Below are 20,752 nucleotides of genomic sequence, written 5' to 3'. Positions count from 1 at the left end.
GAAGTCATCCGGTGGGCGGCAGTAGCCGGGGCCGACGCCGCATCCCAGGGGAGCGGCCTCCGAGGTGGCACACGACGGCGACGGTCGCCCGCGTCCGGTCATGAACGCTGATGTCTGTGAATCACCAGGAGGTCGTTGACGATGGAAGGGTTTACCGGTTCGGTTTCCGGCCGTGGTCTGCTCGGTCGGAATCGGGAGTGCGGGCTACTGGACGACGTGGTCTCGACGATTCGTGGGGGAGAGAGTCGCTCACTGGTATTGCGCGGCGAGGCCGGGATCGGGAAGACCGCACTGCTGCAGTACCTTCTCGCGTCCGCGTCCGCGTCCGCGTCGTCGGAGTTGACCGTCGTGCAGGCGGCGGGAGTGGAATCGGAGATGGAGCTGGCCTATGCGAGCCTCCATCAACTGTGTGCACCCTTGCTCCAACGGCTGGACAAGATTCCCGCTCCCCAACGGGACGCGCTGGGGATCGTGTTCGGTCTGAGCGAAGGGCCTCCACCGGATCGCTTCCTGGTTGGTCTGGCCGTTCTCAGTCTGCTGTCCGAAGCCGCCGAGCAGCGACCAGTGCTCTGCGTCATCGATGATGCTCAGTGGCTCGACCAGGCATCGGCCCAGACCCTTGCCTTCGTGACCCGACGCTTGCTGGCCGAGCAGGTCGGAATCGTCTTCGCCGCGCGTGACCCGGGCGAGCACCTCCGGAATGTCCCAGCGCTGGAGGTGACGGGCCTGTCCAGCGACGACGCGCGGATCTTGCTGAGGTCGGCCGTGCGATTCGTGCTGGATGAACGGGTCCGGGAACGGATCCTCGCTGAGACCCGGGGGAACCCGCTGGCGCTGCTCGAGCTGCCGCAGGGCCTGACATCGACCCAGCTCGCGGGCGGATTCGGCTTGGTGGAGGCCCAGGCACTGACAGGGCGGATCGAGGAGGCCTTCGTCCGGAGACTCGATTCGCTCACCGAGGACTCGCGACGGCTGCTGCTGGTTGCGGCGGCCGAACCGATGGGCGACCCGTTGCTGCTCTGGCGCGCGGCCAGACGCCTTGGCATCGGCCCGTCCGCCGCGGGAGGCGGAGAAACCCAGCGGTTGCTGGCAATAGGTGAGCAGGTCACCTTCCGGCATCCATTGGTCCGTTCGGCCGTGTACGGCGCAGCAACAGCGGGGGAGCGCCGCGCTGTCCACCTGGCCCTGGCGGAGGCGACCGATCGGGAGATCGACCCCGATCGACGCGCCTGGCACCTGGCCGCTGCCACCGCCGGACCGGACGAAGAGGTTGCCCTGGAACTGGAACGATCGGCCGGACGGGCGCAGGCGCGGGGTGGGCTCGCCGCGAACGCGGCCTTCCTGCGAAGAGCGCTTGCCCTGACCGGTGAGCAGGATCAGAGGGCGGACAGAGCGATCGCCGCCGCCGAGGCGACCTTTCAGGCGGGTGACTTCGACGGCGCCCTAGGACTGCTGGCCAGCACGGAAACAGCGGATCTGGACGAGTTCCAAAGCGCCCGAGGCGATCTGCTGCGCGGTCACATTGCGTTTGCTTCGGGCCTTGGCAGCGCGGCACCGCCCTTGCTGCTGAAAGCGGCGCGCCGACTCGAGCCGTACGACCTGGACCTCGCGCGCGAGACCTACCTCATGGCCTGGGGCTCGACCGGGATGGCTGGAGAGGTCTCCGGAGTCGACCTTCGCCTGGAGGTTTGTCGCGCCGTTCAAGCCCTGCCACCGTCGCACGGGGAGCCTCGCCCGCTCGAATTGTTGCTCGACGGTCTCGCGCTCCTGAGCACCGGCGGTCACGCTGCGGCGGCGACCACGCTGCAGCATGCCGCCCAGGTTCTCACTGGCCTACCGGTCGGCGACGTACTGCGCTGGGGCTGGATGGCGACCACCGCGAGCACCATCGTGTTCGACTTCGAGTGCCTCCACGCGATCTCCATCCGGCAGGTCGAACTTGTCCGAGATTCAGGCGCGTTGGCTCAGTTGCCGCTGTACCTTTCCCAGCAAGGCATCGCGCTGCCGTTGATGGGCGATTTCGCAGGGACCGCCGCACTCATCTCGGAGGTCGACAGTGTCGCCGCGGCGATCGGCAGTCCCATCGCGCCGTACACCTTGCTCAGGCTGACGGCATTGCAGGGAAGGGAAACCGTCGCTGCTCCGTTGATCGCCGGCGCGCTCGAGCTGGCTGTTGTCAGCGGGCAGGGGATGGCGACGGTGTGGGCGAATTGGGCCGCCGCTGTTTTGTTCAACGGTTTGGCTCGCTACGAAGAGGCAGCCGCAGCGGCACTACAGGCGGCCTCGGAGGTACTCAATCCCGTGACGTTCATGTGGGTGCTGCCGGAACTGGTCGAAGCCGCGGCGCGGGGACGTGACGCCGGCCTCGCCCGGGATGCGCTCGATCGGTTGGCGAAGACGACACGACCCTGCGGAACCGACGCAGCCCTCGGAATCGAGGCGCGTTCCCGGGCGCTGCTGAGCGACGGAGAAGGTGCGGCGGCGCACTATCGCGAAGCGATCGACCGCTTGGGTCGTACGCCGCTGCGTCCTGATCTCGCCCGCGCCCACCTCCTCTACGGTGAATGGCTGCGGCACGCGGATCGGCAGGCCGAGGCACGTCAGCAACTCCGCACCGCGCACGAGATGCTCGGCACCATGGGGATGGAGGCGTTTGCCGAACGCGCACGGACCGAACTCCAGGCGACCGGTGAGAAGGTGCGTAAGTGGGCGGTGGAGGCTCGCGACGACCTGACGGCGCAGGAGCGGCAGATCGCCGCGCTGGCTCGCGACGGCATGTCGAACCCGGAGATCGGAGCGCGCCTTTTCGTGAGCCCGCGGACGGTCGAGTGGCATCTACGCAATGTCTTCAACAAGCTCGGGATCCGTTCGCGCCGGCAACTGCCCAACGCGATGGCTCACCGTCAGCCAACTGCTCCGGCCTGAGCTGACGGCTCCCGGCCCACACATCGGCCGAAGCATTCGCGGCGCCGAGGGTGAGGGCGGTGGTGATGAGGCTCGCGTGGCTGAAGGCTTGCGGAGTATTTCCGAGATGCTGACCGGTAGCCGGGTCGTACTCCTCGCTGAGGAGGCCCACATCGTTGCGCAGGGAGAGGAGGCGTTCGAACAGGTCGATCGCCTCGTCGGTGCGACCGATGCCGTGGAGCGCATCTGCGAGCCAGAAAGAGGTGGCCAGGAAGCTGCCTTCGCTACCGGGAACGCCGTCGACGTTGGCGCGGCCTTCCGTGACGGCGTACCGGAGGACGAGGCCGTGATCGGTGAGGTCTCGCTGGATCGCGTCGACCGTGGTGATCATGCGCTCGTCGTCCCACGGGAGGAAGCCGTAGCGAGGGATCAGCAGGACGGACGCATCCAGCCTGTCGGAGCCGTAGGACTGGGTGAACGCCTTGCGACCAGCATGGAAGCCACGCTCGGCGATCTCGCCTGCGATCGTCCGGCGCAGGACCCGGAGCCGATCGAGCTGCGGCGGATCCTTGTCGTGCTGATGGCTTCGGATGGCCCGGTCGAGACCGACCCAGGCCAGGAGTTTGGAGTGAACGAAGTGGCGCCTGGGCCCCCGGACCTCCCAGAGTCCATGATCAGGGTCGTCCCAATGGGCTTCGATGTTGTCGAGTAGAACGCGTTCGAGCTTCTCCTGCCCGGCGGCGTCCGGTAGGCCGGCGGCACGGGCTGCGAAGAGAGTGTCGCAAACCTCGCCCCAGACATCGTTTTGTTTCTGATTTGCAGCCGCGTTCCCCACCCGGACGGGAGTCGAGTCCCCGTGTCCGGGGAGCCAGTCAAGTGTCTGTTCGGGGAGTTCGGTGGCGCCGTCAACGGCGTACATGATCTGCAGGCCGCAGGGATTGTCGCCGGCCGTGCGGATCAGCCAGTCGCGCCAGGCCGCGGCTTCCTCGCGGTAGCCAGTGGCGAGAAAGGCCTGCAGGGTGAAGGTGGCATCGCGCAGCCAGGAAAAGCGGTAGTCCCAATTGCGGGACCCACCGAGCTGCTCGGGCAGTGACGTGGTCGCTGCGGCCAGGATGCTGCCGGTCGGCGCGTACGTCAGGGCCTTGAGCACGATCAGCGACTGTGTGACCTCAGCCTCCCACGGGCCGGTGTACGTCGATCGTCCTACCCACTCGGTCCAGAACGCGACGGTTGCCGCCAGGGCGGCATCAGCCGGAGGGTTCGGTTCGTGAGCTACACCTGCAGCGGAGTAGCTCAGCACGAACGTCATCCGCTCGCCTGCCGCGACGGTGAAGTCGCCGCTCCAGGAAGCCTCGGCGGTGGTCAGGTCGACATCGGTCTCCAGCCACAATTCGTCAGGTCCGGCGGTCGCCACCAGGTGCCGGTCTGTGGCGTACATGGAAGGCGTGTGCCTGCCGTAGCCCATCCGTGGCGCGAGCTGGGTATGCATCCGAACTGTGCCGGCCAGCCCCTCCACGATCCGCACCACCATCGACCCAGGAGACTCGGGAACCATCAGATCGGTGACGCGGACTGTGCCCCCCGCGCTCGTCCACCGGGTTTCCAGAACGAGAGTGCCCGGGCGATAGCGACGTCGTACAGAGTTCGCCTGACCGGTGGGGGCGAGGCTCCATCGACCGTGCCGCGCGTCGCCGAGAAGGGCTGAGCAGACAGCCGGCGAATCGAAACGCGGCAAACAGAGCCAATCGATCTCCCCGTCGATGCTGACCAAGGCCGCTGTCCGCAAATCACCGATCAGGGCGTAGTCCTCGATGCGTCGAGTCATCGTCTTCCCCTTGCTCCGGGTTGTGCATCAGGTCTCCACGATCGGCGCCAGGGGTGCACGATCGCGCCCGGGCGAGGCACTGGTGCGCACCACGGGACCGGCACCGGGGACACGGGGATGGGCACATCCCCGTGTCCGGACCCAGGGAGTCGCACTGGGGCGACAACCGCCGTCGAGCGCCAGGCTCGAGCCATCACTCATCCCACCGCCCCGCGCCAAAGGAGACGACATGGCTATCACTGCCGAGAAGCCGGCCAGCGACATCGCGATCCGGCCTTTCAAGATCGAGGTTTCCGAGGCGGATCTCGCGGATCTGCGGGCCCGCGTCCTGGCCACCCGTTGGCCGGACAAGGAGACCGTCGACGACCTGTCACAGGGCACACCGCTGGCGACGGTCCAGGCGCTGGCACAGTACTGGGCGACGACCTACGACTGGCGCAGGTGCGAGGCGGTGATCAACTCCTACCCCCAGTTCCTGACCGAGATCGATGACCTGGACATCCACTTCCTCCACATCCGGTCGCCGCACGAGGACGCTCTGCCGTTGCTGGTCTGCCATGGCTGGCCAGGGTCGATCGTCGAGCAACTGAAGATCATCGAGCCGCTGACCAACCCGACAGCGCACGGCGGACAGGCCTCGGACGCCTTCCACGTCGTCGTTCCCTCGATGCCCGGTTATGGCTACTCCGGCAAACCCACGGCCCCCGGCTGGGGCCCCGAGCACATCGCGAGTGCCTGGGCGCAGCTGATGAATCGCCTCGGATACGACCGCTTCGTCGCCACTGGCGGCGACTGGGGTGGGCAGGTCGTCGATCTGATGGGCGCACAAGCACCGGCGGGACTGATCGGCATCCACACCAACTTCCCCGGCGCCGTTCGAGACGACGTCTCAGCGGCGGTCGTGTCGGGCAGCCCGCCGCCGGCTGGGCTCGACGACGAGGAAACTCGCCTGTACGAGAAGCTGAGGGACTTCTGGGCAACCGACGTCTACTACGCACTCGAGATGGCGACCCACCCGCAGTCCCTGTACGGAATCGCCGACTCGCCCGTCGGCCTGGCCGGCTGGATGCTCGACCACGACTCGACCAGTTTGGCCATGATCACCCGGGTCTTCGACGGTCAGTCCGAGGGCCTGAGCCGAGACGATGTGCTCGACAACATCACCCACTTCTGGTTGACGAACACCGGGATCTCGTCCGGACGGCTCTACTGGGAGAACAAGTTGTCCTTCTTCGGTCCGAAGGGCGTCTCGCTCCCGGTAGCGGTGAGCGTCTTCCCTGGCGAGCTCTACCAGGCACCGCGCAAGTGGGCGGAGCAGGCCTACCCGAACCTCATTCACTACAACACGCTCGACAAGGGCGGGCACTTCGCTGCCTGGGAGCAACCCGAGCTGTGGGTCAACGAGGTTCGCGTGGGTCTGCGCTCGCTGCGGTAGCCCGAGCTTCTTCGATCCACCGGCGGCCACGGCGATCCAGAGCCAGCGCCGTGGCCGCATCTCGTTGTTGTCAGCAACCGAACCGCGCGCGGGGCCGCAGCTTCGTCTCCGTCACGTCAGGTCCGCTCCGGATCTGTTCCACCGATTCGTCCGATTCGATCTCAGAGGTTCATCATGTCCGAAATTGCTCCTCAGCCATCACGCCGGGGCTTCCTGTCCCTGTCGGCCGCCGCGGCCGCCGTGGGCGCCACCGGTTTGCTGTCCACGTCGTCGGCCAATGCCACGCGTCCGGGCTTCAGTGAGTCGGCAGACCCACGAATCCGTCGGTTCCGCATTCACGAGCCGCAGCGCAAGCTGGTCGATCTCCGCCGGCGAGTGCTCGCCACTCGCTGGCCCGAGAAGGAGACTGTCGATGACCAGAGCCAGGGCACACAGCTCGCGACCAGCCAGGCCCTGGCCCACTACTGGGCGACGAAGTACGACTGGCGCAAGTGCGAGGCGCGAATCAATGCGTACCCACACTTCCTCACCGAGATCGACGGGCTGGACTTCCATTTCGTGCATGTACGTTCGCCGCACAAGGACGCCCTGCCGCTGATCGTCTGCCACGGCTGGCCGGGGTCGATCATCGAACAGTTGAAGCTCATCGAGCCGCTCACCAACCCGACAGCGCACGGCGGCCAGGCCTCGGACGCCTTCCACGTCATCATTCCGTCGATGCCGGGTTACGGCTACTCCGGCAAGCCGTCGACCACCGGTTGGGGTCCGGGCCGGATCGCCCGCGCTTACACCGAACTGATGAGGCGTCTGGGCTACCGGAAGTTCGTGGCCCAGGGAGGTGACTGGGGCGCGGTCGTCGTGGATCTGATGGCCCTGGACGCACCAGCGGAACTCGCCGGCATCCACACCAACTTTCCCGGTGTCGTGCCGCCCGAGATCGACCGCGCGATCTTCACCGGTGCCCCGTTGCCGTCCGATCTGTCGGCCGAGGAGAAGGCCACCTGCGACCAGATCGCCTTCGTCTACAAGCACGTCCAGTACGCGTTCCTCTTGGGCGATCGGCCTCAGTCGCTGAGCGGACTCGCAGACTCTCCAGTCGGCATGGCGACCTTCCTGCTCGACCACGACGCGAAGAGTCTGGAAGAAATCTCCCGGACCTTCAGCGGCCAGTCCGGCTTCGGCGTCACTCGAGACGACGTTCTCGACAACTTCACCCACTACTGGCTGACGAACTCAGGGGTGTCGGCGAACCGCCTGTACTGGGAGAACAAGGTCTCGTTCTGGGGAGTCAAGGGCATCAAGATCCCGGTAGCCGTCACCGTCTTCCCGGACGAGATCTACCACGCCCCGCGCAGCTGGACGGAGAAGGCGTATCCCAACCTTCTTCACTACAACAAGGTGGCCAAGGGCGGGCACTTCGCCGCCTGGGAGCAGCCGCAACTGTTCTCCGAGGAACTGCGTACAAGCTTCCGATCACTGCGCTAGGCACGTCGGCCCGTCCAACGGAATCTGAAGGAGGCAATGCGATGACAACGCGAGCAAGCCTGCCCGAGGACCGTCCCTCGGCCGTGATCCGGCCCACCACCCGGAGCCGGCTTCCTTCGCTGGGTGATGCGACCGGATGGCTCAACTCCCAACCACTGACAAGCGACGCCTTGCAGGGACGAGTGGTCCTGATCAATTTCTGGACCTACACCTGCATCAACTGGCTGCGCCAGCTCCCCTATCTGCGGGCGTGGGCTTCGAAGTACTCCGACCACGGGCTGCTCGTGGTCGGCGTACACACGCCCGAGTTCGGCTTCGAAGCCGACGTCGGCAACGTCGCCCGTGCCGTGCGCGAGCTGGGGATCGACTACCCCGTAGCGATAGACAGCAACTACGCGGTGTGGAACGCGTTCAGCAACATGTACTGGCCCGCGCTCTATTTCGGAGACGCTGATGGGCTCCTCCGTCAGCGCCACTTCGGCGAAGGCAAGTACGAACGTTCGGAGCACGTCATCCAGCAACTGCTCTCCGAGGCAGGTCAAGCCGGTTGGAGCACCGGGCTGGTGGCAGTTGATGCCCAGGGCGTCGAGTCGCCTGCGGATTGGGCCAGCCTGGGGTCGCCGGAGACCTACCTGGGGTACGTGCGGACACAGGGCTTCACATCGCCGGGCGGCATCAAACCGGACGAGGCACACGACTACAGGACTCCTCCGGTCCTCGGACTCAATCAATGGGCCCTGTCGGGGAACTGGACCGTGACGGACCAGGCCGCCACGTCGAACGCGGTCGACGCGCACATCGTCTACCGCTTCCATGCCCGCGACCTCCACCTGGTGATGGGACCAGCACAACCAGGAAGCCCCGTGCGTTTCCGGGTGCAGATCGACGGACAGCCCCCAGGCCCGGCCCGCGGCAACGACGTCGACGAGCAGGGCTACGGAACGGTGACCGAACAACGCTTGTACCAGCTCGTTCGTCAACCCGGTCCGATCAGGGACAGCACCTTCGAGCTCACCCTGCTCGATCCCGCGGTTGAGGCCTACGCGATGACCTTCGGCTAGACCGGCGGGCGGGCGTTCCGACTCAGCGTCAGCGCCCGTCCGCCGTACCACCTCGCAGTCGAAACCTCCGGTCGAGTCGACCTCTCTGTTCGCGCAATGTCGGTCGCGCTGGTCGACCCACTGGTCTGGACTTGAACGCACCCCGGGCAAGCGGTGCCAGGGGCTCTCCCTGGCGCGAAAGATCGACAGCGCCGCGATGCTGTGGTTGCAGCCGCCGAAAGGAAACGATCATGAGTGAGTCAGTCGCCTATCCACCGGTCGGGGTGGCAACCCGCGATCGGACTCGTACGCTGTTCGCGCAAACCATGCAGTACGTGGCTGTCACCGCCGGACTCTTCGCGCTCGGCGCCTACCTCGGCCGCGATCTCACGGGCGGCCTCGGCATTCTCGCGTTCCTCGCCGCCTTCGGATGTCTGATCGGCATGCACTTCGCGGTGCGCAAGTCCGTCGAACTGACAATCGGGCTGCTCGGTGCCTTCGGCTTGCTGATCGGGCTGGCTGTCGCGCCGACGCTCGCCCACTACGCGAGCACGAACCCGCAGGTGTTGTGGCAGGCCGGCGGCGCGACCGCCCTGTTCATCGCCGGATTCGGCAGCGCCGGCTACGCCACGAAGCGGGACTTGTCAGCGCTCGCACGCATTGGTTCCTGGGCTCTCATCGGCCTGATCGGATTCGGCGTCGTGCTGATTTTCGTGCAGATCCCGAACGGCGCCCTGATCTACTCCATTCTCGGCCTGGTGATCTACGCGGGCCTCACGCTGTTCGACTTCCAGCGGTTGCGACGCTCCTCGGACACAGAATCGGCGCCGCTGCTGGCCGCGTCCATCTTCCTCGACATCCTGAACGTCTTCCTGTTCTTCGTGCAGATCTTCTCCCGTCCAGACCAGGCGTGAATCACCATGGAATGGTTTCTGATCGGCATGCACTGGCCTGCCATTGCCACCGCTTTCACGTCGCCTGATCCACAGTGGACCCCGCCGGCCGCGGAGCCGACGGACCTTGACCTGTGGTTGATTCGGTTGGTGTACGAGGCACACACAGCGCAGACACACTGCGGCAAGTGCGACGCCCAACTCGCTCGGCGGGTGCGTCTGGCCACACAGCGAGGCGCCCGATCGCAGTACTGGCGCGTTTCGGTCGCCACCCACTGCCAGGGGTGGCGACGACATCGTCACCTCGCACTGGTCACCGAAACTTCCAACGGTCTCCAACTCGGACCACTCTGTCATCGGATGGCCAACTGACAGTCGCTGACCGAGAGCGGCAAATGGGCCCTCGATCAGCATCTTGACGGGGACGTTCGCTCCTGCGGTCCGGTACCGCTCCTTGACGCAGAGTCCGGTGCGAGAAATCGAGCCGCTGCGCAAGCGTCGACGACCGCCAGCGAAGGCCCTGGACGCCGACGATCGCCAGCAGTGGTTCGAGTTGCTCAGGCAGGACGAGCGCGCGGTCAGAGCCGATCTCATCGACATCAGCAGGTTCATGCTGGCCACGGGGGAGCGGATCGGTGAGACGCTGGCGGTGATCTGGAGTGGGAATCGATCGGGAGACCGGTGTGGTCGACTGCAGCTATCAGAGGCCAGGTCTGTCAACTGGTACCACGCGCCGCAACATGACGGCCGAACACCAGCGCGTTGCGGGTGCTGCCGTCGTGCATTCGCTGCTCAGTCCGGCGCGAAGTTGCCGTCGCCTCGGATGAATCGCGCCCACCCGTTGTCGATGATCTCCTGCAGCCTGGCGGGCCGGCTCAGGGGAGCGTTGCCGGGGCGAGGACGGCGAACGTGGTCGAGGTCGGACGGGGTGTCGTAGATGCGTCCGCAGTACTTGCACTCGAGGACGAGTCGATCGTCCACGATCGCGATCAACAGCACCCGCTGATCGGAGGGGCACGAGTACGCTGCCGGGTAGTAGCCCGCCGGACGATTGCTCTGGGCATCATCTGTTCCCGGCGACAGCTCGCGCCCCGGCTCGTAGTCGATGTGCATGGTCCGGCAGATCACGTCGTACCTGCCGTGCTCGTCGAACGAGATCCGAAAGTGCCGTAGATCGTCATCGAAACCCTGGTTCACCAGAGCTGTCACCCGCTCCGACCCCTCGAGTTCGCCCAACTCGAGGCCGAAGTCCTCCGGTACCCCGCTTTCCTCCACATCCCAGAATCGCCAGTGGTACTCCACGACATCGTCGAAGACCACCCTGGTACGGCGGGGCACCCAGTCCTCACGGATCGGCTCGGTGGCCCACGACAACTCCACCGTCCCGAAGGCATCGCGATGATTGGTGACCACGACAACCGGTTCGTCATCCCACCGCGTCCGCAGATGGTCCCCGGGAAGCCCACGGTATTTCACAGCATCTGCCGCCTCACGTGTGAATTCGGAACGAGGTTCGAGGAACTGCAGCGACATCTCGGCAGACGCCAGCACTTCCTGGCGCGCAGGCACTGCCTCAGAAGTCAAAGTCCGGCACTCCTCCCTCGAATGTCCCACTGCGCTCGAACGTCTTTTTAGTGCTGACAGCCGCTGGTAAACCGTCTTTCCATGGTATAGAAGGGATTCGGCTCTCGACCGACGGCACGACGTACGAAGTCGGGAGTGTCGTGAGGACAGAAATGGCGCCCGAAGAGGCGCCGCCACCGATGACTGACGCTTGCGGAGGGATATACGTAGACGGCTACGTTCCTGTCGTCGTGGGCTGAAGAGTGGGGAGGTCGAGGGTGGGGAAGGGGACCGTCGACATCGAGTTGGTCGTCGTGATCGTGCTGCTCGGCCTGTTGGTCTTGGTATCGCTCGCCCTGTTGCCCAAGCTGTGGCGGTCGCAGGCCGATATCCAGCGTGAGGAGACGACCAAGTCGTGGCCGTTCGGCGAGGCGTTCCGGGCCGGGTTCCTGCGGTCCATCCCCGCCGCGGTGCTGGCCTTGCTGATGCTCGAACTCGGACTGATAGCGGCGTTCTTCGCCGAATATCTCACCGGCGAGGGGAGCCGATTCGCCGACCGGCTCACGGTCTACTTCGGTACGGCGTTCGTGGTGATGCTGCTGGTCGACCTGAGCGTGAGGTTGTTCAATCGGCCCAAGTTCATCGTGCCGCCGGATGCTCGTAGTGAGCCCGGCGCGGTCCGGCTGTGGTGGTCGAGTCGGAAGCGCCGCCGGTCCAACTAGCCGTGCGACAACGGCATCGTTCATCCGCACGTGCCGAGGTTCTTATGCGCACCGCGCCGGATGAACGCGTCGGGCATCACACTGTGACCATGAGCAAGGACGATCTCTGGCCAGTGACGATCACCCGCTCCCGCTACGGAGGCATCTACGAGCCAGGGGACTGGATTGCGTTTGCCGAGCTCCCAGACCGGTTGCCCGACGATTGGGATGCCGGCGACCTCCTCTGTGCTCGATTCTGGGCCGAGCACGCCCACGAGGTAGGCGGAGGGTCCTCGCCGGAAGAGGCCTATGCGGATCTGAGGCGAAAGATGGACGCCAGGAAGGCGTCCGGAGATGCGTAGCCCATCGAAGTCTGCCGCAGCGCCCGATCGCTAGCCGCACTTGCAGGTGTAAATGGCGCCGCCACCCCGCCTAGACTGCCGTGTGGGCCGCTTCCTGATTGAGATTCGAGACGCCGTCGTGTTGGGCGACGACTTCGAAGGCGACGTCACGCTCTTGGGCTTCCGGACCGGGGACGGCGACCTCCGCGTCGGCGATGCTCTGTCGGTCCCCACGCAGAGTGGACAGGACTGCCTGACCACCTGCGTGGGCTTTCCCTTGATCTCGATGACCGCGGATCGCAGCGGCTGGAGCCCGGTGTCGGTGAGCGGAATCCGATCGGATGAGGTACTTGTCGGCGGATTGGCGAAGGGACCGAACGCTTCCGCCTGACGTCGGGATTTGCGCGATCCGGTCGTTCTGCGCTTCGTCGGCAAGCGCCCTCGACGACCAACCGCTCTAGTAGGTCGCCCGCTTCCTGTCTGCGGGAGATGGGTGCACGTTGGCTTGGGCGGCCGGAGAATGCTGACCATGGATCACTCTGCGAAGGTGGAACTGCTTCAGCGCCTGGAGACGTGGCGCGACGAGGACGAGCCGTTGGTCGAGGCCATTGGCGATACGCTCGCACGATGGCAACGCGTGGACTCGCAGGAGCAGGCGCGGCGTGTTGTCGACACCTTGGTCGACGTTTTCGAGCGTGAGTTGTAGGTCGGCGGCCGACCCACGGGCACCACTGCGGTGCAGGAAAGTGCGCTCGGGTGGTCGGGTGATGTTCGCTACGGCGGGGCCAGACGGGTAATGGTGCCGTGGGCAACTAACTACCGACCGCAAGGAAGTCGATGGCCGGGACGAGTCGACCCGTAACAGGAGTCATGACTGGTGCGCGTTTCGGCGAGCGAAGACCGGTCTGTCGGGCGCCTATTATGCGGTGGGCACGCCGGACAGCAGGTGTTGTCGGACGTCGACCGTATCGTCGGTACATGGTTTTCACGTCGCCTGTGGAGCGGGCCATGCCGAATCGTCTGGCTGACGAGCGGGAGGCGCTGACCCAGCAGCTCGACTTCCACCGCGCCACCCTGCTTCGCAAGCTGGAAGGACTCGATGACGAACTGCTGCGCCGGCCGATGACGGCGTCTGGACTCAGCCTGCTGGGGTTGGTGAAGCATTTGGCCGCGACGGAGCATGGCTGGTTTCTCAAGATCTACGGACGGTTGCCCGAGCCAGATCTGTTCTCGATCGACGATGACCCAGACGCGGAGTTTCGCGTCGGTCCCGATGAGACGACCGACGCGTTGGTCGGGCAGTACGTGCGGACCTGCGAGCGCGCCCGGGCCGTCGTGGCGGCCGGCGGGATCGACGACGTGGTCACGACGCCGTGGGGCGCGGAAGTCAACTTGCGGGCGATCCTGGTCCATATGGTTCAGGAAACCGCGCGGCACAACGGTCACGCCGACATCATCCGAGAGGCGATCGACGGCACGACAGGTGATTGACACGGCGGCCCCGACGAGACGCGAGTGTTCGACGTACTGCCGAAGTTGTGGATGTCGGGCGACCGCACCACGCGATGACTGCTGACAGATCGAGATCATCGCGACACATCGCTCCTGCTACGAGATCGCCCGATCACATCAAGTGACCGCGCGGAACGCTGGCCGGTGTGCCGGGCGTCTTCTGCCGCTACATGCTTCTGGATGGCGTCTGCATCTTGCCGGGGCGCCGTGAGCGGACGAGAGTGAGAGGTTGCGACCACCTGACCGGTGCTCGGGGCAGCCAGGCGCGCCGCGCAGAACGATCCCATCTATCCGAGGAGCGTCATGCGCAGGATCAATGTCGCCGCGACGGTCGCCGCGGCAGTCGGAGCTCTACTTGTGCCGACGGCGGCGCAGGCCGCGCCGATCACACCCGGCGGGTCGACGGAAGTCACCGTTGGCAGTAACGACCAGCTGTTCTCGCAGAACAAGCAGAACGAGCCTGGTCTGGCGGTCAACCCGGTCAATCCCGCGATTCTCGCGGCGGGAGCCAATGACAACATCGACATGGAGGCGTGTAACGCCGGCGATGACCGGACGTGTCCGTTCACTCCGGGCGTGGGGGTTTCGGGCGTTCAGTTCTCGACCGACTCCGGCCGCACGTGGACGCAACCGACGTACACCGGCTTCTCGGCGCGTGTCACACCGTCCTGCCTCGGCGCACCGGACGTCGCGCCGGGCCAACCCCCGGCGGGCGACACCGGCTGCGTGCCCGATCCCAACGGCCCGATCGGCACGCTGCCCCACTACGACGTCAACGGCATGGTCTCTAACGGCGACCCGGAGCTGGCCTTCGGCCCCGTTCCCGACGCTTCGGGGAACTTCTCCTGGGCCAATGGGCAGCGGCTGTACTACGCGAACATCGCCACTCCTTTCCCGGGCAATCCCGGTTTTCCTGGCGATGCAGCCATCGCGGTGTCCCGCACCGATGACGTGGCCGGTGCCATCGCCGGTGACAACGACGCCTGGATGGACCCGGTGGTCGTGACCAGGCAGAACGAGGCGCTGTTCAGCGACAAGGAGCAGGTCTGGGCTGACAACGCCGAGACCAGCCCTCACTTCGGCAACGCCTACGTCTGCAACGTCGGATTCCGCGGGGCCGCCGGAGCCGAACCGGTCCTGTTCGCTCGTTCCACCGACGGCGGCGACACGTGGACCACGCGCCAGCTGACCGCGGCGACCAACAACAACCAGACCGGTGGCCGGCAGGGCTGTGCCATCCGGACCGACAGCCAAGGCGTGGTTTACGTGGTGTGGGTCGGCACCGACATCCGTACCCGCCAGGGCGTGTTCTTCCAGGCCCGGTCGTTCAACGGGGGCCGGAACTTCGAGCGGCCCAGGGTCGTGGTTTCGGGGCTCGGCGGAATCGGGCAGTTCGACCCGGCGCAGGGCCGGTTCACCATTGACGGCATCGCGGGCGCCCGGACCAACAACTTCCCGTCGTTCGACATCGCCAACGGTGCTCCGACCGGTGCGGACGCGACCGACCAGATCCTGCTGACCTGGTCCGACGACAGTCAGGGAACCAACCTGGAGAAGGCGTTCCTGGTGAACTCGACCAACGGGGGCGAGACCTACTCGGGCAAGGTGGTGGTGAGCGAGGGGGGCGACCGAGCCAACTTCCCGGCGGTGGCGATCTCGCCTGACGGCACCGACGCGTGGCTGGTCTACAACGCCTGGCTCGATCCCTGGCGCAACGAAACCACCTCCCCACGCCGGGTGCTGGGCGTGGTCCGGCACGCCGACATCGCCGGGGCCGCGAACACCGTCGGCGCGTTCACGACACTGTTGCGTGGAGCAGTAGGCGACGGGCGCGCATCCAGCGCCAACAGCCTGACCTCGGAGTTCCTCGGCGACTACAACTACGCCGTCGCCACGCGGGACTACGGTTCCGCGGTCTGGAACGACATGCGCGACGGAGCCGTTTGCCCGGCCATCAACGCCTACCGGCAGGCGTTCGTCGAGGACGTCCTGGCCGGCACCACCGAACCCATTGTGGGAGACAGCAAGAAGAACCCGAACGCGGCAGCCGAACTGCCGTCCACGCACTCCACGGAACTGCGCCCGGGGCCCAACAACGACTGCCCGGCGACGTTCGGCAACTCCGACATCTTCGGCGGAACCTTCAGCGACGACTCCTGAGCCCGTTCTGGCCGCAGCCACAACAACCCGGCGGCCGCCCAGATGGGCGGCCGCCGCCACATCGACCTCCCCTGCGCCCACTAGCGAGTCGGCGACTTCGAACTGCTGGCCTGCCCGGGCGCCGGGGCCAAGCAGTACCCGCGGTACACCTCGAGGTTGCTGTCGACGCGCCGGATCCGGTCGAACCCCCAGGTCTCGATGCCCGGCCGGTCGACGCTGCTCAGTACCCGGGCCGCCAGGTCCCGCAGCCCCCGCGCGAGCAGCGCGAACTCGACATGGTCGAGGTCGAGATCGTCGGCGCCGTACTCGTCGAGGAACTCCACGAGTCGCGCACCGTCGGCAGCGACCCAGACGTCGTACTCGCGGGGTCCGATCACGGCGTTCTCCCAGTCGAGGATCGCCGCCACCTCCCCAGCGTCGTCGAGTAACAGGTTCAGCCCGTGGAAGTCCGTGTGGCACACGACCGCACGGACCTTCTTTCCCACGACGCGCGCCCGAACGCTGTCCAGTCGAGCGATGGCCGCGGCCACCTCGTCGGCCCGGTCCGCGATCCACGGATGATCCAGCACGCGGCCCAGGTCCTCGATGGCCGGTTCGTCGGTGTTCGCGGGCGGCAGGTCCACCCGCAGCGGTACTTCGTGGACCTGCCGCATCGCCTGCGCGGCGACGCGCCAGTCACCGAACGTCGCGTTGCGCCCCTGCACGTACGGAAAGACGGCGTACGCCCGGGAGCCGTTCGTCGCGGACAGTTCGCCGCGCAGAGTGCGCAGCGGCTCCACCACCGGCAGTCCCAGCGCCCGCAGTTCGGCCAACTGCTCCAGCCCGACCGGGCGCTCACCGTCCTTCCAGCGCTTCACGAACCACCGCTTGTCCGCCACCCAGCCTTCGGTGGCGAATCCGCCCGGGTGCGGCTCGAGCGAGGAGACGGTCAGGCCGTAGTCACGTTCCAGATCCACATCCGCATCACATCACTTCTGACCGTGATCCGCTGACTAGCTCTGTGCTGCCTTGAACAGGCGGTGGCCGGCGCGGTCGTCTCCGGTGATGGTGAGCCGGCCGTCGTCGATCGCCTTGGGTAGCGCCGGTCCGTCGCCGACGACGCCGGCCAGGGTGTCTGAGTCCGACTCGATGATCACATCGGCTCGATCGCGCGGCTCGCCGCGGCTCATGTGGACGAGGTCACCGTCTGCCACCTCGACGGTGAAGCGCTGCCGGCCGAGCCGCACTTCGTATGTCGCGGTCCAGGGCTCTCGCCGCTGCGGAGCAAACAGGCTTCGCAACCTGAGCATGGCCGAATCCGCACTCACCGGATCCGTCCCGCCCGCTCCCCATCGGCCCAGCGCAACCACGACGTCCTCCAACTGAGCTCCCCGATCGGTCAGCTCGTACACCTGCGACGCCGCGGGCGGAGGCAACGTGCGACGAACCACGATGCCGGCGCTGTCCAGCTCCTTCAGGCGCTGCGCAAGAATCTTCGGCCCGGCATTCGGCAGCCCTTCCTGCAGGTCGGTGAACCGCTTGGGCCCGAGCAGCAGTTCGCGTACGACCAGCAGCGCCCAGCGCTCACCCACCTGATCGAGCGCGGTCGCGATCGCACAGCCGTCGCCGTACCGACGAGTCGTTGCCATGGCTCCACTCTACCCAGTGCACTCACTCTTGACTAGCTTCCACTTTCTCTGCTCCACTGAGTACTTCCCAAAAGCAAGTGAAAAGGATGATCATGAATCGCACTGCCATCAACCCGTGGCCGTTCTCGCTGGAACTCGGATTCGACCAGGCCCAGCTCGTCGAAGGCCGTCGGCGAGAGCTCATCTGCAGCGCGCAGGACGCTGTCGACGCCAACGGCAACTCCCTGCATCCCGGCAACATGGCCGGCCAACTCGAGCACGCCCTCGACAATCTCGAAACGGTGCTCGGCGACGCCGGCATGACGCTGGCCGACGTAGTACGGCTCAACTTCTACTCCACCGACGTCAACGCCCTGCTGCAGCACTTTCCCCTGGTGACCAAGCGTTTCAACGGCCAGCGATTCGCCACTACGGTCCTCGGCGTCGCATCCCTCGCCGGCCCGGACCTCCTCGTAGCGATCGAAGCAACCGCCATGGACTGAGCGGCCGGCAGGTCCTTGCGATGCCGGTTCTGGGCGATCGGGTGGTCCTGCCCGTGCGTACGATCTGTCGACAGCCGGCCGAGAGGATCTGTCACCGTGCGCCTATTCAAGACAACGATCGTGACCTTGGCCTGCGTCGGTCTGCTGGCGGTCGGGTGCGGGGACGGAACGCCGAGCACGTCGGCTTCAAAGACGGTTACGACGCCGCAACCCATCGAGTCGTCACCATCACCGACACCATCTGCCCAGCTCCAGTCGCTGGCAGAGCGGTGCGGTCAGACAGCGCAGCACGACGTAACGACCGCCCGCATGGTGAAGGGGAGCGGCGACGTTCAGTTGTACGAAGTCGGAGCCGGCAGCGGGCGGCTGGGAGTGGTGCTGGTGCACGGCTCGGGATCTCGTGGCGTGTGCAACTGGGCCGGTGAGATCGGCTGGCTGGCGAAGGCTGGGCTGAATGTCGTCGGCTACGACCAGAGCTGTGTCGGTGCGAGCACCTGCGCCAACGACGTACGGCCGGTCGACGACCTGCTCGCGGTTGTCGCCGATCTGCGTCGACGTGGAGCAACCGAGGTCGTGGTGGTCGGCGCTTCGGCGGGTGGCTCGCTGCCGCTGGTCGCCGCGGTCAGGCCGAACTCGGGGATCTCTGCTGTAGTCGCGCTGTCCCCGGCCGATCTGGCGACACCGATCGGTACGGCAGACGCACCGGACGACACCGCGATGTCGGTCGCGCGGAGTATTCGGCAGCCGGTGCTTTACGTTCTGGCCGAGGACGACTCGGCCTCGTCGGTGGCGGAGGTGAAGTCTCTGAGCGCCGCGACCAAGGGGGCGCGCCTCGTGCTGCTGCCCGCCGGGTCGGGCCATGCTCAGGCGGTTCTCTACGACAACACAGGTCAGAAGCCTTCCGCTTTCCGGCAGACGTTTCTCACCTTCCTCCGTACGCCGTGACCGCGAGCTGAGGGTGCGGCCGTGGGGGTGACGGAGGTGGTGCGCGGCCGCTTCGGGCTGTTGTTCTCGGCTCGGTCGGTTTCGTTCTTGGGGGACTCGCTGGGGCTCGTGGCGTTGCTGTTGTACGTCGAGGCTTCGACGGGTGCAGCCCTGGCGGTGGCGTTGTTGCTGCTGGCGGGGGACTTCACACCGGGGTTGTTCGGGGCCTTGGCGGGGGCGGTGGGGGACCGGTTCGATCTGCGGAAAGTGATGGTGACCTGCGACCTGTTGCAGGCGGGGCTGGTAGCGGTGATGGCGTTCGTGCTGCCGCCGTTGCCGGTGCTGCTGGTGCTGGTGGCGGTGCGTGGCGTGGTGGCTCAGGTCTTCCAGGCCGCGTCGCGCAGTGCGGTGCCGGCGTTGGTCAAGGACGAGGCGCTGGAGACGGCGAATTCGGCGCTGGGCGCGGGGACGAACGGAATGGAGGCGATCGGGCCGCTGGTCGCGGCGGGATTGTTTCTGGCGCTCGACGTACGGGCGATCCTCCTGATCGACGCGGCGACGTTCCTGGTGTCGGCGGCGTTGCTCGCCAGGCTGCCGGCTCTGCCGCCGAGTCCGGAACACCAGGGCGGGACGTTGATTGACAACGCGCGGGCAGGGCTGGGATACATCTGGCGGACGAAGGCGGTCCGGGTGATCGGGCTGGGGTTCTTCGCCGTGGTGGCGTTCAGCGGGGTGGACGACGTCGCGATGGTGTTCCTCGCGAAGGACGAGCTCGGAGGCGGGGACTCCGCTGCCGCCACTTTGTACGCCGGCGTCGGGATCGGTCTCGTGGTCGGGTACGCGCTGCTGACCCGCTTCGCTCCCAGGTTCAGCATGCCGGTGCTCCTGGTGATCGGATTCGCGATCAGCAGCGCGGGCAACCTGTTCACCGGGCTCGCCTGGGCGGTCTGGTCCGCGCTGGCTCTACAGACCATCCGTGGGCTGGGGATCGCCGCGCTCGACGTTGCGATCAACACCCACCTGCAACGCGTCGTACCGGCGGCCATGCTCGGCCGGGTCTTCGGCAACCTGTACGGCGCGATCGGCCTGGCCGCGGGTTTTTCCTACGTGTTTGGAGGCCTTCTCCTCGAGCACACCAATGCCCGCGTCACGTTCGTCGTCGCCGGTGTGGGCGGTCTGCTCGCGGCGGCCGCGTCCGGGGTCGCGCTGTTCAGGACGAGGCGATCGGACAGCGCAACGCGGTAAGCCCGGTCCGGGACGACGATGCGCATGCCGAAGCGATGCGCTTGTATCGCGGCGAGTTGCGCATGCGGCCGGATCATTCGGCCACGGGTCGTCGCCGCTGCGATCCGGTTCCCATTGACCATGTCGAGACGCGCATCCTGCCTCCGACGTCCCTGGTGAACGGGCGGCCAACCCGGCCGCCCCTCACTGAGGAGGTCCAGGATGTTCGGCAAGGTCAAGGCGTACAGCGGTTTCTCGGTCGACGACATCCCCGCGGCCGAGACGTTCTACCGGGACACCCTCGGCCTCACGGTCAAGGCGGCCCACGGCATGCTCACCCTCGAACTCGCGACCGGCGGCTCGGTCTTGATCTACCCGAAGGACGATCACGTCCCGGCCGAGTTCACCGTGCTGAACTTCCCGGTGGACGACATCGAATCCACCGTCCGGGCGATGGTTGCTCGAGGCATCGTCTTCGAGCGCTACTTCGACCACCACGACTCCCTCGGAATCGCCCGCGGTGACGGCCCGCCCATCGCCTGGTTCAAGGACCCGGCAGGCAACGTCCTCTCGGTCATCGAGGAATGACGCGGCACCAGGCGACGAGGCTATCCCGTGATGTCGGCGAGGGCCGT

Annotated in this window: 19 protein-coding genes; 15 read left to right on the top strand and 4 right to left on the bottom strand. The window is 66.4% G+C overall.

Features of this window, described 5'->3' with window-relative positions; translation table 11 throughout:
• Positions 1 to 141 precede the first annotated feature (141 nt).
• Positions 142 to 2,925 (top strand): helix-turn-helix transcriptional regulator, encoded by a 2,784-nt coding sequence (locus ACQPXM_RS24665; protein ID WP_432951075.1) that lies wholly within the window; start codon positions 142 to 144, stop codon positions 2,923 to 2,925.
• Here the strand turns inward: ACQPXM_RS24665 and ACQPXM_RS24660 are convergent.
• Entirely contained in the window at positions 2,849 to 4,729 is a 1,881-nt protein-coding gene (locus ACQPXM_RS24660; protein WP_432937235.1) for a glycoside hydrolase family 15 protein, read from the bottom strand. The two genes, ACQPXM_RS24665 and ACQPXM_RS24660, sit on opposite strands and share 77 nt — an antisense overlap.
• Positions 4,730 to 4,958: 229 nt before the next feature.
• Here ACQPXM_RS24660 and ACQPXM_RS24655 point away from each other — a divergent pair, with 229 nt between their 5' ends.
• The 4 genes from ACQPXM_RS24655 to ACQPXM_RS24640 all read left to right on the top strand — a co-directional run bounded on the left by ACQPXM_RS24655 (position 4,959) and on the right by ACQPXM_RS24640 (position 9,603).
• Complete coding sequence (locus ACQPXM_RS24655; RefSeq protein ID WP_432937232.1) at positions 4,959 to 6,164, top strand: epoxide hydrolase family protein; 1,206 nt, start codon at positions 4,959 to 4,961, stop codon at positions 6,162 to 6,164.
• A 174-nt stretch (positions 6,165 to 6,338) separates the two neighbouring features.
• Positions 6,339 to 7,649 carry an epoxide hydrolase family protein gene (locus ACQPXM_RS24650; RefSeq protein WP_432937229.1) on the top strand — a complete coding sequence of 437 codons (1,311 nt, stop codon included), beginning with the start codon at positions 6,339 to 6,341 and terminating at the stop codon, positions 7,647 to 7,649.
• Positions 7,650 to 7,732: 83 nt separating this feature from the next.
• Entirely contained in the window at positions 7,733 to 8,710 is a 978-nt protein-coding gene (locus tag ACQPXM_RS24645) for a redoxin family protein (protein WP_432937227.1), read from the top strand.
• Between the two features lie 314 nt (positions 8,711 to 9,024).
• On the top strand, positions 9,025 to 9,603 hold the full coding sequence (locus ACQPXM_RS24640; RefSeq protein ID WP_432937225.1) for a Bax inhibitor-1/YccA family protein: 579 nt from the start codon (positions 9,025 to 9,027) through the stop codon (positions 9,601 to 9,603).
• Positions 9,604 to 10,374: 771 nt separating this feature from the next.
• On the opposite strand, the gene ACQPXM_RS24635 is transcribed toward ACQPXM_RS24640, so the two are convergent.
• Entirely contained in the window at positions 10,375 to 11,166 is a 792-nt protein-coding gene (locus ACQPXM_RS24635) for a hypothetical protein (RefSeq protein ID WP_432937222.1), read from the bottom strand.
• Between the two features lie 257 nt (positions 11,167 to 11,423).
• Between ACQPXM_RS24635 and ACQPXM_RS24630 the strand changes: the two genes are divergently transcribed.
• From ACQPXM_RS24630 to ACQPXM_RS24605, 6 genes are all read left to right on the top strand, one after another.
• Complete coding sequence (locus ACQPXM_RS24630) at positions 11,424 to 11,867, top strand: hypothetical protein (RefSeq protein WP_432937219.1); 444 nt, start codon at positions 11,424 to 11,426, stop codon at positions 11,865 to 11,867.
• Positions 11,868 to 11,956: 89 nt separating this feature from the next.
• Complete coding sequence (locus ACQPXM_RS24625; protein WP_432937217.1) at positions 11,957 to 12,208, top strand: hypothetical protein; 252 nt, start codon at positions 11,957 to 11,959, stop codon at positions 12,206 to 12,208.
• Positions 12,209 to 12,290: 82 nt separating this feature from the next.
• On the top strand, positions 12,291 to 12,578 hold the full coding sequence (locus ACQPXM_RS24620; RefSeq protein ID WP_432937214.1) for a hypothetical protein: 288 nt from the start codon (positions 12,291 to 12,293) through the stop codon (positions 12,576 to 12,578).
• A gap of 156 nt (positions 12,579 to 12,734) precedes the next feature.
• The gene (locus ACQPXM_RS24615) at positions 12,735 to 12,893 is read left to right on the top strand and encodes a hypothetical protein (protein ID WP_432937212.1); all 159 of its coding nucleotides are present in this window, start codon (positions 12,735 to 12,737) and stop codon (positions 12,891 to 12,893) included.
• A gap of 272 nt (positions 12,894 to 13,165) precedes the next feature.
• Positions 13,166 to 13,678, top strand: a complete 513-nt coding sequence (locus ACQPXM_RS24610; RefSeq protein ID WP_432937209.1) for a DinB family protein — start codon at positions 13,166 to 13,168, stop codon at positions 13,676 to 13,678.
• A 324-nt stretch (positions 13,679 to 14,002) separates the two neighbouring features.
• Positions 14,003 to 15,859, top strand: a complete 1,857-nt coding sequence (locus ACQPXM_RS24605; protein ID WP_432937207.1) for a sialidase family protein — start codon at positions 14,003 to 14,005, stop codon at positions 15,857 to 15,859.
• An 80-nt stretch (positions 15,860 to 15,939) separates the two neighbouring features.
• On the opposite strand, the gene ACQPXM_RS24600 is transcribed toward ACQPXM_RS24605, so the two are convergent.
• Together ACQPXM_RS24600 and ACQPXM_RS24595 are read right to left on the bottom strand one after the other, a co-directional pair.
• Entirely contained in the window at positions 15,940 to 16,815 is an 876-nt protein-coding gene (locus ACQPXM_RS24600) for a phosphotransferase enzyme family protein (RefSeq protein ID WP_432937205.1), read from the bottom strand.
• A 36-nt stretch (positions 16,816 to 16,851) separates the two neighbouring features.
• Entirely contained in the window at positions 16,852 to 17,487 is a 636-nt protein-coding gene (locus ACQPXM_RS24595) for a winged helix-turn-helix transcriptional regulator (RefSeq protein ID WP_432937203.1), read from the bottom strand.
• Positions 17,488 to 17,579: 92 nt separating this feature from the next.
• Between ACQPXM_RS24595 and ACQPXM_RS24590 the strand changes: the two genes are divergently transcribed.
• The 4 genes from ACQPXM_RS24590 (at position 17,580) to ACQPXM_RS24575 (ending at position 20,705) form a co-directional block, all read left to right on the top strand.
• A complete protein-coding gene (locus ACQPXM_RS24590; protein ID WP_432937201.1) occupies positions 17,580 to 17,969 on the top strand; it encodes a RidA family protein in 390 nt (129 codons plus the stop codon).
• Positions 17,970 to 18,278: 309 nt separating this feature from the next.
• Complete coding sequence (locus tag ACQPXM_RS24585; protein ID WP_432937199.1) at positions 18,279 to 18,914, top strand: alpha/beta hydrolase; 636 nt, start codon at positions 18,279 to 18,281, stop codon at positions 18,912 to 18,914.
• A 21-nt stretch (positions 18,915 to 18,935) separates the two neighbouring features.
• Positions 18,936 to 20,138, top strand: a complete 1,203-nt coding sequence (locus ACQPXM_RS24580) for an MFS transporter (protein ID WP_432937197.1) — start codon at positions 18,936 to 18,938, stop codon at positions 20,136 to 20,138.
• Between the two features lie 201 nt (positions 20,139 to 20,339).
• Positions 20,340 to 20,705, top strand: coding sequence for a VOC family protein (locus tag ACQPXM_RS24575; protein WP_432937195.1), 366 nt, complete (start codon positions 20,340 to 20,342; stop codon positions 20,703 to 20,705).
• Positions 20,706 to 20,752: the final 47 nt, after the last annotated feature.

The organism is Kribbella sp. CA-253562, from assembly GCF_050942265.1.
In the GTDB taxonomy this organism is placed as follows: Bacteria; Actinomycetota; Actinomycetes; order Propionibacteriales; family Kribbellaceae; genus Kribbella.
This window is presented reverse-complemented; position numbering and strand designations above follow the sequence as displayed.